The following is a 12,837-nucleotide window of genomic DNA, read 5'->3' as shown; positions in this document are numbered from 1 at the left end:
GGCGCACATTGAAAAATGGTTACGTTCGGGCGCGCCGGGCTGCTGAGAGCGTCACACCAGCCACCAGCCCGGCACCGGTTGCCGCCAGCCATGTGACTACGGTTGCATCATCCCAACTCGCGACCGTGACCGCGATCAATGCCCAGACAACAGAAAATCCGAACTCCGGAAAGTTGCCCGCGAAACGCAGGACCGCAACAGATATCGCAAGGGCCAGCAAGAGGGCCAGGATTGCTGCGGCCGTTTGACCCATGATCCCGTAGCCTGCCAATACCAGGCCGACCGAAACACAGCTCGCTGCGGTCAGCCAACCGGCGTACAGCCCGACAGGGGCGTGTGCGAGCAGGCGATCAAGTTCTGGCGTTCGCAGCAATGCGATGATCGCCGTGCCGCACATGATCCAGATGAGAGCGGTCGCGCCAAGCGGGCTGACCATGGCCACCGGCAACCATGCCGCACCGATCCCAACCGACAGCGCAAGGGCAGGGCGCATGGGCATCCAATCGGCCGCACGCGCCCGGGCGAACAACCCGAAACCGGCGCTGACCACCAGCCAGAGATAGATCACACCCCAGATCGCAAAGGCATATCCCGCAGGCTGTACCGGGGCATTGTCCTGCGGCACCGGGAACAGGTTCGGGTCAAAGCCACCAAAATCCGGCACCAGCAAGGGTGAACTCACAAAAGCGAGCGTTGTTGCGGCGACCAGCACCGCAGGCAGCAATGGACCCCGTTCAATCACGCCAGTACACCCTCGGCGGTCAGCATCTTGCGACCGCCCAAATAGGGTGCGAGCACATCGGGCAATACTACCGATCCATCCTCTTGCTGGCCGTTCTCCAGAACCGCAATCAGGCATCGCCCAACCGCAAGCCCTGATCCGTTCAGCGTGTGCACGAACTCGGGCTTGCCACCGCCTTCGGGGCGGAACCTTGCATTCATGCGCCGCGCCTGAAAATCGCCGGTGGTCGACACGCTGGAGATCTCGCGATAGGCATCCTGCCCGGGCATCCACGCCTCGATATCAAACGTCCGCCGCGCGCCGAATCCCATGTCGCCGGTGCACAGGATGATCGTGCGATAGGGCACACCCAGCTTTTCGAGCAAGCCTTCGGCACAGCGCAGCATCCGCTTTTGCTCAGCGTCGCTGTCGTCCGGATGGGTCACCGACACCATCTCGACCTTTTCAAACTGGTGCTGGCGCAGCATCCCTGCGGTGTCCTTGCCCGCACTCCCGGCTTCACTGCGGAAACACAGCGTGTGTGCGGTCATCCGGATCGGCAGCGCAGCCGCTTCCACAATGTCGCCCGCCACCGAATAGGTCAGCGGCACCTCGGATGTAGGCACCAGCCACCAGCCATTGGTGGTCTGATAGCTGTCCTCACCAAATTTCGGAAGCTTGTCAGTGCCATACATCGCCTCGTCGCGCACCAATACGGGCGAGTTCATCTCGGTCAGGCCATTCTCGTCCACATGGGTGTCGATCATGAACTGTGCCAGCGCCCGGTGTATCCGCGCCACGGCACCTTTCAGTACCACGAACCGGCTGCCGCTGATCTTTGCCGCCAATTCGAAATCCATCGACGCAGCCACGCCAGCAAGCTCGAAATGCTCTTTTGGTGCGAAATCCAGCGCGCGCGGTTCGCCCCATCGGCTGATCTCGACATTGTCGTCTTCATCGGCCCCGTCCGGCACATCATCCGCCGGGCTGTTGGCGATCCGGGCGAGCTTGTCGGTCAACTGCGCGTCCAGTTCCTTGGCCTCGGCCTGCATCGCCGCCACCTCGGCTTTTTTCTCCGACACAAGCGCCCGCAACCGCTCAAACTCGGCCTCATCGCCCTTGGCTTTGGCCGCTCCAACCAGCTTGCTGGCCTTGTTCTGTTCGGCTTGCGCAGTTTCGGCCGCAAGGATCTTGGACCGCCGCGCCTCATCCAGCGACAACAATGCCGACGCTTCAGGCGCATCACCGCGCCGCGCAAGGGCTGCATCAAAAGCATCAGGGTTTTCGCGAATGGCGCGGATGTCATGCATGGCGGTCTTCCTTGGTGAGCGAGTCGTTTGCCGCGTTATGCCTTATCATCCAGTTCTATGGTAGGGTGCGGTTCACCGCCGAACGGGTTACCACGTTTTGGGATCATCCGGGTCAAAGCCGATGATCTTCTGTCACGCGCAACATTGCCTTCAAACACCTCACTCATCGTGCCTTGCAAACCCACGGCTCTGCGCATAGGTTCCGCCGACATCGCGGGCCGGGGTCCGCCCTTCAATCAAAGGAACATCTCATGGATGGTGGCGCACTTGCCCAGTTTCTCCCGCTCATTCTAATCTTTGCGATCATGTATTTCCTGCTGATCCGTCCGCAGCAGAAAAAGGTCAAACAACACCAAGCCATGGTCGAAGCCGTGCGCCGGGGCGATCAGATCGTCACTCAGGGCGGGCTGATCGGCAAGGTGGTCAAGGTCAAGGACGACAACGAGGTCGAGGTCGAGCTGGCCGAGAATGTCAAGGTGCGCGTTGTCAAATCGACCATCGCCACGGTGATGAGCAAGACCGAGCCTGCGAGCTAACTTCGCGTCTCACCCCTCTGAAAAGGCAGGGTAATGCTGCAATTCGAATTGTGGAAGAAAGTGCTGATCTGGTCGGTCTGCGCGGTCGGATTATGGCTGGCGTTGCCCAACGCGTTTTATACGCGGGTTGAGCAGCACAACGATGCCGTTGCGGCAATCGAGGTGCAGGGCCAGACAGAAGCGCTTGAGGCAGAGGCCAGCCAATGGCCGAACTGGATGCCGAGTGCGCTGGTGAACCTCGGGCTTGATCTGCGCGGTGGTGCGCATCTACTGGCCGAAGTGAAGGTCACCGATGTCTATGAAAGCCGGATGCAGGCCATGTGGCCGGAGATCCGCGACGCCCTGCGACCCGAGCGTGCGACAATCGGGACGATCCGCCTCCAACCGTCTGATCCGCAAGAGATTCGCGTCAAGATCAGCGAGCCAGAGGGCATGGGCCGCGCGCTCGAAGTGGTGCGTGAACTGGCGCGTCCGATTCAGACCCTGACGGGTGTCGGCTCAACCGACATCGAAGTGAGCGGCGATGGCGACGTCCTGATCGTAACCTTATCCGAAGCCGAAAAGCTCGCCAGTGATGATCGCACCGTGCGTCAATCGCTCGAGATCATTCGGCGCCGGATCGACGAGGTCGGAACCCGCGAACCGACGATTCAGCGGCAGGGCGAAGATCGCATTCTGATTCAGGTGCCCGGAATCGGCAGCGCCTCGGAGCTCAAGGAAATCATCGGCACGACTGCGCAATTGACGTTCCAACCGGTCGTTGGACGCGGCAGCGACGCCAATGCGAACGCCGGCGTCGGCAACGTGATCGTTCCGTCGCTGGATGAACCCGGTGCCTTTTACACGCTGGAGTCAGCCCCGGTCGTTACCGGCGAGGAACTGGTCGATGCGCAGCCAGCGTTCGATCAAAATGGTCGCCCTGCGGTCAATTTCCGGTTCAATACCTCTGGGGCACGCAAATTCGGCGAATACACGCTTGAAAACATCGGGAGCCCCTTTGCCATCGTGTTGGACGACGAGGTCATCAGTGCGCCTGTGATCCAGAGCCACATTCCCGGCGGTTCCGGTATCATCACAGGTAACTTTACCGTCGAAGAGAGTACCAACCTCGCGGTTCTGCTCCGGGCCGGTGCCCTGCCTGCGGGTCTAGAGTTCCTCGAAGAACGGACCATCGGCCCGGAACTCGGTCAAGACAGCATTGAAGCGGGCAAGATCGCCACGATGGTCGCCTTTGCCGCCGTTCTGATCTTTATGGCGCTCAGCTATGGCTTGTTCGGTCTGTTTGCCAACATCGCATTGATCCTGAATATTGGCCTGATTTTCGGTCTGCTCTCGCTGATCGGTGCGACGCTGACCTTGCCGGGGATTGCCGGGATCGTGCTGACCGTCGGCATGGCGGTGGATGCCAACGTTCTGGTGTTTGAGCGTATCCGCGAAGAGCTCAAGACGTCTCGCGGACCGGCCCGGGCAATTGAATTGGGGTATGAAAAGGCGCTGAGCGCAATTTTGGACGCCAACATCACCACCTTCATCACGGCTGTGATCCTGTTTGCCATGGGGTCGGGCCCGGTGCGTGGGTTTGCAATCACGCTGGGGCTGGGCATCCTGACCTCGGTATTCACCGCGATCTATGTGACGCGTCTGATCATCGTGACATGGTATGATCGTCGCCGCCCTAAATCCATCGAGGTATGACATGCGACTGAAACTTGTTCCGCAGGAAACCTCGTTCGATTTCTTCAGCCACTGGAAGGTCTGGCTGGGGATCTCGGCGTTTCTGATGGTTGTGGCTTTCGGCTCGTTCATGGTGCGCGGGCTGAATTACGGGATCGACTTCCGTGGCGGCACCACAATCCGTACTGAAAGCGCGCAGCCCGTGGATGTGGGGGCCTATCGCGGCGTGCTCGACGATTTGGACATCGGCGATGTGCTGATCAGCGAGGTGTTCGATCCGGCCTTTGGCGATGATGAAAACGTCGCAATGATCCGTATTCAGGCGCAGGATGAACAGGAAGCGGCAACCCCCGAGACGATTGCAGCCGTCGAGGCCGCACTGGCTTCGGTCGCTCCAGATATCAAATTCGTTTCGGTCGAGTCCGTAGGGCCAAAGGTGTCTGGCGAACTGATCCAGACGGCAGTTATCGCGGTGGTTTTGGCGATTGGCGCGGTGTTGATCTACATCTGGCTACGGTTTGAATGGCAGTTCGCGCTTGGGGCTGTCGTGGCGCTGGTCCATGACGTAATCCTGACAATCGGCATTTTTTCAGAGCTTCAGATCAAGTTTGATCTGGCGATTATCGCGGCCTTGCTTACCATTGTCGGCTATTCGCTGAATGACACAGTGGTGGTGTTTGACCGGGTTCGGGAGAACTTGCGAAAATACAAAAAGAAATCCCTTGCCGAAGTGTTGAACCTGTCGATCAACGAAACCCTGTCGCGGACGTTCATGACCTCGGTCACGACGTTGCTGGCTTTGGTTTCATTGTTTGTGCTTGGTGGTGACGTGATCCGTGGATTCGTCTTTGCCATGATCTGGGGTGTTATCGTCGGAACCTATTCCTCAATCTTTGTGGCGTCGGCGGTGCTGCTGTATCTGGGCGTCAAGCGTGATTGGTCCAAACCCAGCAACACATCCGGAAATCAGTTTGCCAACGTCGATGCGTGACGCAGTGGCAGTGGGACCAAGGCCCCGCTGAACTGGGCCGAATCGCGAAACAATCAGGGCTGGTGCTAGAGCGTATTGGCATCTGGCCCTAGCGGTTCGTCGGCGAGCGGGGCAGGGTCCGGCAAATGGATTTTCTCTATTCTCTGATGACACCCGACCTTCTGTTGCTCGCCTGTGCGGCACTGACGGCGGGAACGGTGCGGGGATTCGCCGGGTTTGGCACAGCACTGATCTATCTGCCGATCGCAGGTATCGTGCTTGATCCTGTTGCGGCCGTCATCACGCTCGCGACCATGGATGTTCTTGGCCCGCTGCCGACCTTGCGGCGTGCAGCACCCGATACCCATCGCGGCGATCTAGCGCGGCTTGCCTTCGGAACCCTGCTAGCGCTGCCGCTGGGCCTTGCGGCGCTGTTTGTTCTTGACCCCGATATCTTCCGTTCCACCGTCTCGTTGGTGTCGCTGACCATGCTTTGCGTGCTGATGTTTGGCTGGCGCTATTCCGGCACCTTGCGCCCGGCGGCGGTGTTTGGGACCGGCGCGGCAGCGGGGTTTCTGGGCGGAATTGCGGGCATTCCAGGCCCGCCCGTGATCTTTGCCTATATGGCAAGCCCGCATCCGGCGCGGGTCATTCGGGCGAACATGACGTTCTACCTGTGCTTCTATGACGGTGCCATTCTGGCGATGTTGTTGGTTGCGGGGCGACTTGCGCCGGAGCCCTTTTTCACCGGTCTCTTGCTTGCCATCCCAAACATGGTTGGCAATCTGCTCGGTGCCGCGCTATTTCTGCCCAGATATGAACGGGTTTACCGCGGCGTCGCCTATGCGCTGATCTTTGGTGCGGCTTTGGCTGGGCTGCCGGTTTGGGGAACGGGACACTGACATGCGCCTAAATGAGATCACATTTTCCAATGCGTTGCCGGTTGATGGCTATGGACCGGGATTCTATCGGATCGGAGGCACGGTGCACAAAGGCGCGGTTCTCACCGGGCCTGACGGGCCCGCCGCCTGGGGTGGACTGGATGACACCGCTGCATTATTGGCGCTCGCGGGCAAGATCGACGTTTTGTTCATCGGAACAGGTCCGGAAATTGCGCACATTCCTACCGCTTTGCGCACACAGCTTGAGAGTGCCGGCATTGGTGCAGAGGTGATGAATTCGCCCGCTGCCTGTCGTACTTACAACGTGTTGCTGGCCGAAGGGCGGCGCATCGCGCTGGCGCTGCTCCCGGTTTAGGCTTTTTCGCCAACCGTCAATCGGTTATTCGCCACTCATGACCCTGTCCGTCACAGAGCTTTGCATCGCACGCGGTGGCGTGCCCGTCCTCGAAGGCTTGAGCTTTGTGCTCGCTCCGGGTCAGGCTCTGGTGGTGCGCGGACCGAACGGGATTGGCAAGACAACACTCTTGCGCACCCTTGCGGGTCTTCAGTTGCCGATATCGGGGCAGATCATTGGGGCAGAGGACAGCATCGCCTATGCGGGCCATTCCGATGGCATCAAGCCGACCCTGACCGTGACCGAGAATCTGACATTCTGGGCCAGTGTATATGGTGCGTCAGGTATTGACCCGGCGTTGGACGCGTTTGACCTAAAGGGCCTGTCAGACCGACACGCTGGCAATCTGTCTGCTGGCCAGAAACGGCGGCTTGGCCTGTCGCGCCTGCTGGTCACCGGGAGGCCGATCTGGATGCTGGATGAGCCGACCGTGTCACTCGATGTTGCAGCGGTGGCGTTGTTTGCCGATGCGGTTCGGGCGCATCTGGGGCAGGGCGGCAGCGCGCTGATTGCCACGCACATTGATTTGGGTCTGGACGCCGACATTCTTGATCTCGCTCCGTTCAAGGCAGTGCCTCGCGCTGTCGATGATTTTGACGGAGATTTTCTGTGATTGCCCTGTTGCTGCGCGATCTGAAACTGGCGTTTCGCGCCGGCGGGGGCTTTGGGCTGGGACTGGCGTTTTTTCTGATTCTCACGGTGCTTGTCCCGTTCAGCGTCGGGCCGCAATCGTCCCTTCTCGCCACCATCGCGCCCGGCGTGCTGTGGCTCGGTGCGCTATTGGCCTGCCTGCTATCGCTGGATCGGTTGCTGGCGCTGGACTGGGAGGATGGATCACTTGACCTTCTGGCCACTGCGCCCCTGCCGCTAGAAGCAGTCGTCACGATCAAGGCGCTGGCGCATTGGATCACGACCGGGTTGCCGCTGGTGCTGGCGGCGCCTGTGCTGGGGGTTCTGTTGAACCTGCCGGGGCCGGGGTTTTTCTGGCTCGTCGCCTCACTGTTGGTTGGCACTCCGGCCCTGTCTGTGATTGGTACATTTGGCGCGGCTCTTACAGTAGGTCTGAAACGGGGCGGGTTGCTGTTGTCGTTGCTGGTGCTGCCGCTTTACGTGCCGACGTTGATTTTTGGGGCCGAGGTCGCGCGGCGCGGGGCCATTGGCATGGACACGGCCACACCGCTGTTGATGCTGGCCGGGATCACCGCCGCGACGGTGGCTTTGCTGCCATTTGCCAGTGCCGCGGTGCTGCGCGTCAATTTGCGTTGACCTTTGTCAATTGAGAAGCGCCCCAACTCGGACTAGATAACTCTCATGTCACTCGCAACCAAAGCCAACGCCCTCTGGGAATACGCCAACCCGAAAAAGTTCCTGACCACGTCGGAGCGGGTTCAGCCCTATGTCTGGAGCGCGGCAATTGCCTGCCTCGTTGTCGGATTGGTCTGGGGGTTCTTTTTTACCCCGGATGACTATCGGCAGGGATCGACCGTCAAGATCATCTATCTGCATGTGCCTGCCGCGCTGATGGCAATCAATGCGTGGCTGATGATGTTGGTCACATCACTGATCTGGCTGGTCCGTCGGCATCATGTCAGCGCGCTGGCTGCACGCGCCGCAGCACCCATCGGCGTGGTAATGACGATGATCGCGCTGGCCACTGGCGCGATCTGGGGCCAGCCCATGTGGGGTACGTGGTGGGCGTGGGATCCGCGCCTGACGTCGTTCCTGATCCTGTTCCTGTTCTACTTGGGCTATATCGCCTTGTGGGAAGCAATCGATAACCCGGACACAGCCGCCGATCTGACATCGGTTCTGTGCCTTGTCGGCTCTGTTTTCGCGATCCTTTCACGCTATGCTGTGAACTTCTGGAACCAAGGGCTACATCAGGGCGCATCAATCATGCGCACCGGGGCTGTAACCGGAAGTGATACTGAGGAAAAGGTGAGCAACGTGTTCTTTTACCCGCTGTTCCTGTGCATCGTCGGATTCGTCCTGTTGTTCATCGCGTTGCTGCTCTATCGCACCGGAACCGAAATTCGCGCTCGCCGCATCAAGGCGTTGCTGGCGCGAGAAAGGGTAGGGGCATGATGCCTGATCTTGGCAAATACGCAGACACCGTGATTTCGGCGTATGTCGCGTCCATTCTGTTGTTGGCGCTGTTGGTTGCCTTGAGCCTATGGCGCGGGCGCCGTGTGCGTGCCGAGATGGCGGAGATTGAAAAACGGATGTCGCGCAATGGCTAAAATTTCGCCCCTGATGATCGCCCCGCCGCTGATCTTTGCGGGCTTTGCGCTACTGGCTGCCGTCGGCATGTTCCGCGACGACCCCGAGGCTTTGCCTTCTGCGCGCAAGGGCCAACCCGCGCCGCCGGTGGTGTTGACTGAACTGCCAAACAAGGTTTCGTTTGACGATGCCACATTGCGTGGCGACGGCGTTAAGCTGGTCAACTATTGGGCAAGCTGGTGCGCGCCCTGCCGGGTCGAACATCCCAACCTTGAGGCGCTCGCTGAAGAAGGGTTGCCGATCTACGGCGTGAACTACAAGGATGAAACGGCCAATGCGATGGCGTTCCTGACTGAGTTGGGCGATCCCTATGCGCGAGTCGGCGCTGACCTCGAAGGTCGTATGGCGCTGGACTGGGGGGTATATGGCGTGCCTGAAACCTATCTGATCGACGATTCGGGTACGATCCTCTTGCGCATTGCCGGGCCGGTTACCCAACGGATCATCGACGAAACGCTGCGGCCCGCGATCGAAGCTGCAACCGTGCAATAGGCGCTTTTACAGACGATATCCGCCGGACACCGTCAGCACTTCGCCGGTGATGAAACCTGCGGCATCTGACGCAAGGAACCGCACGGCCTTGGCGATGTCTTCGGGGCGGCCGATGCGTCCCAATGCCGTGTTGTCGACAAACAGCTGCGTCAGGTCCGCATCGCGTGGCGCATCCGGCGTGTTGATCGCTCCGGGCGCAACAGCGTTGACGCGTATCCCCTGTGCACCAAGGTTCCTGGCCATCCCGCGCACCCATGTGTTCACCGCCGCCTTGCTTGCGGAATAGAGAACGGCCGACATCGCGGGCAAGGTCGCATTCACTGACGATATGGCGATGACCGAGGCACCGGGTTTCAGATGCGGCAGCGCTGCCTTTAACAAGGCGTCATTGGCCAACAGATTGACTTGAAACACCTCGCTTGGGTCAGGTGCGTCATCAGCCGATATGGCACCAGCATTCAAAACCAGCGTATCGATACGCCCGTACTTGGCGAGGATGGCATCAATCACCTGCTGCGCCGCATCCGGTTGGGTGAAATCGGTCTTGATGGCAAGGGTGTCCGGATGGTCGTTCAGCAACCCGGAGGGATCGCTGTTGCGATAAGTGATTGCCAGCGCGTGATCCTGACCGAGATCCGTGGCAATAGCGCGGCCTATCCCTCGGGCGGCTCCGGTGATCAAGGCAACCTGTTTCATTTCGTTCCTTTCATCACATGAAAAGGGCGCCTCGTGGGGCGCCCGATCAGTCAGGATAAGAGCTGGATCAACCGGCTTTGGCAAGGTTGCGCAGCACGTAATGCAGCACACCACCGTGTTCGACATATTCGATTTCGATTGCCGTATCGATCCGGCACTTGATCGTGATTTCTTTTTCGGAGCCATCGGCAAAGGTGATCTTGCACGGCACGTCTTCCAGCGGCGTGATCGTGTCCAGCCCCGAGATCGAGACCGTCTCGTCACCAGTCAGACCGAGCGACTTGCGTGTGTCGCCGCCCGTGAACTCGAACGGGATAACGCCCATGCCGACGAGGTTCGAACGGTGGATCCGCTCAAAGCTCTCGGCAATCACAGCCTTGACGCCCAGCAGGGCTGTACCCTTGGCTGCCCAGTCCCGACTGGATCCTGCGCCGTATTGCTCGCCGCCAAAGATCACCAAAGGCGTTCCGGCCTCTTTATACGCCATGGCCGCGTCAAAGATCGATGTCTGCTCACCATCGGGCCCTTTGGTATAGCCACCTTCGACCCCAGTCAGCATCTCGTTCTTGATGCGAATATTGGCAAAGGTGCCGCGCATCATGACCTCGTGGTTGCCCCGCCGCGAACCGTAAGAGTTAAATTCGCGGACAGGCACCTGATGGCTGATCAGATATTGACCGGCGGGAGTTTCTTCCTTGAAAGATCCCGCAGGGCTGATGTGGTCGGTTGTGATCATGTCGCCCAAAAGCGCCAGAACGCGGGCGCCTTCGATGTTGCTGATCACGCCCGGCTCGGGACTCATGCCCTGAAAGTAGGGCGGGTTCTGCACGTAGGTCGATGTCGGCGGCCAGTCATAGGTCTCTGCGTCGGTGGTTTCGACCGAACGCCATTTCTCGTCGCCCTTGAACACGTCAGCGTATTTTTCCTGAAACGCCTCGCGGGTGACGGTGGCGGCAACGAGATCGGCAACTTCTTTGGATGTGGGCCAGATGTCTTTGAGAAAGACGTCATTGCCATCCTTGTCCTGACCCAACGGGTCATTAACCATGTCCACGTTCATGTCACCGGCGAGCGCATAGGCCACGACCAGCGGCGGGCTCGCCAGATAGTTGGCGCGCACATCCGGGCTGATCCGGCCTTCAAAGTTGCGGTTGCCTGACAGCACGCTGGTGGCCACCAGATCGCCGTCGGAAATGGCTTCGCTCAACTCCTTCTGGATCGGACCAGAGTTGCCGATACAGGTGGTGCAGCCATAACCCACGAGGTTGAAGCCGATGGCATCAAGATCTTCCTGCAAACCGGCGGCTTCGAGATAGGCGGAAACGACCTGCGAACCGGGTGCCAGCGAGGTTTTGACCCATGGCTTGCGATTGAGCCCCAGAGCGCGTGCCTTGCGTGCCACCAATCCGGCGCCGATCATCACATAGGGGTTGGAAGTATTGGTGCAGGAGGTAATCGAGGCGATCACGACCGAACCGTCGCGCAATTCATAGTCTTCGCCTTTGACCTTCGCCGATTTCCGCGGATCTCGTGTCAGAACCGGGGTGGGCCCTTCATCCGCCATGTCCAAAGCGGCATCATGGGTGTCGATGCCGCGATACTCGGCAACAACGTCCATGAACGCCGATGCGGCCTTGTCCAGTGTTGTGTAATCCTGCGGACGTTTTGGGCCGGAGATGGCTGGAACGATGGTCCCCATGTCCAACGACAGCGTGTCGGTATAGATCGGGGCGTAGTCGTCACCGCGCCACATGCCATTTTCCTTGGCATAGGCTTCGACCAAGGCAATCCGATCTTCGTCACGTCCGGTGTTCCGCAGATAACGCAAAGTTTCATTGTCGATCGGGAAGAAACCGCAGGTCGCACCGTATTCCGGCGCCATGTTGGCGATGGTTGCGCGGTCGGCCAATGGAAGGTGATCCAGCCCCGCGCCGTAAAATTCGACGAACTTGCTGACCACACCTTTTGCGCGCAGCATCTCGACCACTTTCAACACCAGATCGGTGCCGGTGGTGCCTTCGACCATCTGACCTGTCAGTTCAAAACCCACGACCTCAGGAATCAACATCGAAATCGGCTGACCCAGCATTGCCGCCTCGGCCTCGATCCCGCCAACGCCCCAGCCCAGAACCGCTGCACCATTGACCATGGTCGTGTGGCTGTCGGTGCCGACCAGGGTGTCAGGATAGGCGACCTCTTCGTCATTCTGGTCGACGTCTGTCCAAACGGTCTGCGAGAGATATTCGAGGTTCACCTGATGGCAGATACCAGTTCCCGGTGGCACGACGCGGAAGTTGTTGAAGGCCGATTGCCCCCACTTGAGAAAGGTGTACCGCTCAAGATTGCGTTCGTATTCACGATCGACGTTCATCTGGAACGCGCGCGGGTTGCCGAATTCGTCGATCATGACCGAGTGGTCGATCACGAGGTCCACGGGGTTCAACGGGTTGATCTTTTGCGGGTCACCGCCAAGGGCAACGATCCCGTCGCGCATCGCGGCCAAATCCACGACTGCGGGAACGCCGGTGAAATCCTGCATCAGGACGCGGGCCGGCCGATAGGCGATCTCGCGCGGGTTCTTGCCGCCCTTTGCTCCCCATTCGGCGAAGGCCTTGATGTCGTCAATGCTGACGGTCTTGCCGTCCTCAAAGCGCAGCATGTTCTCCAGCACGACCTTCAAGGCCGCCGGAAGATTCGAGAAATCTCCAAGTCCGGCCTCGGTGGCGGCGGGGATCGAGTAATAGGAAATCGTCTTGCCATTCACGCTCAGCGTTTTGCGTGCCTTGGCTGTGTCCTGTCCAACGGTAATGGGCATCTTTGGCCTCCCTCTGAAGAGTCGTGGAAATCGGAATTGGCTAGTAT

14 protein-coding genes are annotated in these 12,837 nt (G+C 59.5%); 10 read left to right on the top strand and 4 right to left on the bottom strand.

Annotated features, from left to right (window positions below; translation table 11 throughout):
* Nucleotides 1-19: 19 nt before the first annotated feature.
* The gene (locus tag ABJO75_RS26485; protein WP_348125525.1) at nucleotides 20-742 is read right to left on the bottom strand and encodes a hypothetical protein; all 723 of its coding nucleotides are present in this window, start codon (nucleotides 740-742) and stop codon (nucleotides 20-22) included.
* The gene (serS, locus tag ABJO75_RS26480; protein ID WP_348125523.1) at nucleotides 739-2,031 is read right to left on the bottom strand and encodes a serine--tRNA ligase; all 1,293 of its coding nucleotides are present in this window, start codon (nucleotides 2,029-2,031) and stop codon (nucleotides 739-741) included. Before serS ends, ABJO75_RS26485 begins: the two co-directional genes overlap by 4 nt.
* A 251-nt stretch (nucleotides 2,032-2,282) precedes the next feature.
* Here serS and yajC point away from each other — a divergent pair, with 251 nt between their 5' ends.
* The 10 genes from yajC to ABJO75_RS26430 all read left to right on the top strand — a co-directional run bounded on the left by yajC (nucleotide 2,283) and on the right by ABJO75_RS26430 (nucleotide 9,279).
* Nucleotides 2,283-2,567, top strand: a complete 285-nt coding sequence (gene yajC / locus ABJO75_RS26475) for a preprotein translocase subunit YajC (protein ID WP_348125521.1) — start codon at nucleotides 2,283-2,285, stop codon at nucleotides 2,565-2,567.
* Between the two features lie 33 nt (nucleotides 2,568-2,600).
* Nucleotides 2,601-4,262, top strand: a complete 1,662-nt coding sequence (gene secD, locus ABJO75_RS26470) for a protein translocase subunit SecD (RefSeq protein WP_348125520.1) — start codon at nucleotides 2,601-2,603, stop codon at nucleotides 4,260-4,262.
* Between the two features lies 1 nt (nucleotide 4,263).
* Complete coding sequence (gene secF, locus ABJO75_RS26465; RefSeq protein ID WP_348125518.1) at nucleotides 4,264-5,232, top strand: protein translocase subunit SecF; 969 nt, start codon at nucleotides 4,264-4,266, stop codon at nucleotides 5,230-5,232.
* A gap of 125 nt (nucleotides 5,233-5,357) precedes the next feature.
* Entirely contained in the window at nucleotides 5,358-6,113 is a 756-nt protein-coding gene (locus ABJO75_RS26460; protein WP_348125516.1) for a sulfite exporter TauE/SafE family protein, read from the top strand.
* A gap of 1 nt (nucleotide 6,114) precedes the next feature.
* Nucleotides 6,115-6,468 (top strand): Mth938-like domain-containing protein, encoded by a 354-nt coding sequence (locus ABJO75_RS26455; RefSeq protein ID WP_348125514.1) that lies wholly within the window; start codon nucleotides 6,115-6,117, stop codon nucleotides 6,466-6,468.
* 37 nt (nucleotides 6,469-6,505) lie between these two features.
* Nucleotides 6,506-7,120 (top strand): heme ABC exporter ATP-binding protein CcmA, encoded by a 615-nt coding sequence (gene ccmA / locus ABJO75_RS26450; protein ID WP_348125512.1) that lies wholly within the window; start codon nucleotides 6,506-6,508, stop codon nucleotides 7,118-7,120.
* The gene (gene ccmB / locus ABJO75_RS26445; protein WP_348125510.1) at nucleotides 7,117-7,773 is read left to right on the top strand and encodes a heme exporter protein CcmB; all 657 of its coding nucleotides are present in this window, start codon (nucleotides 7,117-7,119) and stop codon (nucleotides 7,771-7,773) included. The genes ccmA and ccmB overlap by 4 nt, the downstream gene beginning before the upstream one ends.
* Before the next feature lie 45 nt (nucleotides 7,774-7,818).
* A complete protein-coding gene (locus ABJO75_RS26440) occupies nucleotides 7,819-8,592 on the top strand; it encodes a heme ABC transporter permease (protein ID WP_348125508.1) in 774 nt (257 codons plus the stop codon).
* Nucleotides 8,589-8,747 (top strand): heme exporter protein CcmD, encoded by a 159-nt coding sequence (gene ccmD, locus ABJO75_RS26435; RefSeq protein ID WP_348125506.1) that lies wholly within the window; start codon nucleotides 8,589-8,591, stop codon nucleotides 8,745-8,747. Before ABJO75_RS26440 ends, ccmD begins: the two co-directional genes overlap by 4 nt.
* Nucleotides 8,740-9,279 carry a DsbE family thiol:disulfide interchange protein gene (locus ABJO75_RS26430; protein WP_348125504.1) on the top strand — a complete coding sequence of 180 codons (540 nt, stop codon included), beginning with the start codon at nucleotides 8,740-8,742 and terminating at the stop codon, nucleotides 9,277-9,279. Before ccmD ends, ABJO75_RS26430 begins: the two co-directional genes overlap by 8 nt.
* 6 nt (nucleotides 9,280-9,285) lie before the next feature.
* Here ABJO75_RS26430 and ABJO75_RS26425 read toward each other — a convergent pair whose 3' ends face one another.
* Complete coding sequence (locus ABJO75_RS26425) at nucleotides 9,286-9,975, bottom strand: SDR family oxidoreductase (protein ID WP_348125502.1); 690 nt, start codon at nucleotides 9,973-9,975, stop codon at nucleotides 9,286-9,288.
* Nucleotides 9,976-10,042: 67 nt separating this feature from the next.
* Nucleotides 10,043-12,790: an aconitate hydratase AcnA gene (acnA, locus tag ABJO75_RS26420; protein WP_348125500.1), complete on the bottom strand. Its 2,748-nt coding sequence runs from the start codon at nucleotides 12,788-12,790 to the stop codon at nucleotides 10,043-10,045.
* Between the last annotated feature and the right edge of the window lie 47 nt (nucleotides 12,791-12,837).

Origin of the sequence: Sedimentitalea sp. (assembly GCF_039973035.1) — a bacterium.
GTDB lineage: Bacteria > Pseudomonadota > Alphaproteobacteria > Rhodobacterales > Rhodobacteraceae > Sedimentitalea.
The sequence above is the reverse complement of the archived record's forward strand: the minus strand, read 5'-3'. Positions and strand labels throughout refer to the sequence as shown.

Coding starts and splice junctions, on each gene's coding strand:
- secD (WP_348125520.1), top strand. CDS start 2,601: ATGCTGCAATTCGAATTGTGGAAGAAAGTGCTGATCTGGTCGGTCTGC.
- ccmD (WP_348125506.1), top strand. CDS start 8,589: ATGATGCCTGATCTTGGCAAATACGCAGACACCGTGATTTCGGCGTAT.
- serS (WP_348125523.1), bottom strand. CDS start 2,031: ATGCATGACATCCGCGCCATTCGCGAAAACCCTGATGCTTTTGATGCA.
- ABJO75_RS26455 (WP_348125514.1), top strand. CDS start 6,115: ATGCGCCTAAATGAGATCACATTTTCCAATGCGTTGCCGGTTGATGGC.
- acnA (WP_348125500.1), bottom strand. CDS start 12,790: ATGCCCATTACCGTTGGACAGGACACAGCCAAGGCACGCAAAACGCTG.
- ABJO75_RS26430 (WP_348125504.1), top strand. CDS start 8,740: ATGGCTAAAATTTCGCCCCTGATGATCGCCCCGCCGCTGATCTTTGCG.
- ABJO75_RS26460 (WP_348125516.1), top strand. CDS start 5,358: ATGGATTTTCTCTATTCTCTGATGACACCCGACCTTCTGTTGCTCGCC.
- yajC (WP_348125521.1), top strand. CDS start 2,283: ATGGATGGTGGCGCACTTGCCCAGTTTCTCCCGCTCATTCTAATCTTT.
- ABJO75_RS26440 (WP_348125508.1), top strand. CDS start 7,819: ATGTCACTCGCAACCAAAGCCAACGCCCTCTGGGAATACGCCAACCCG.
- secF (WP_348125518.1), top strand. CDS start 4,264: ATGCGACTGAAACTTGTTCCGCAGGAAACCTCGTTCGATTTCTTCAGC.
- ABJO75_RS26425 (WP_348125502.1), bottom strand. CDS start 9,975: ATGAAACAGGTTGCCTTGATCACCGGAGCCGCCCGAGGGATAGGCCGC.
- ccmA (WP_348125512.1), top strand. CDS start 6,506: ATGACCCTGTCCGTCACAGAGCTTTGCATCGCACGCGGTGGCGTGCCC.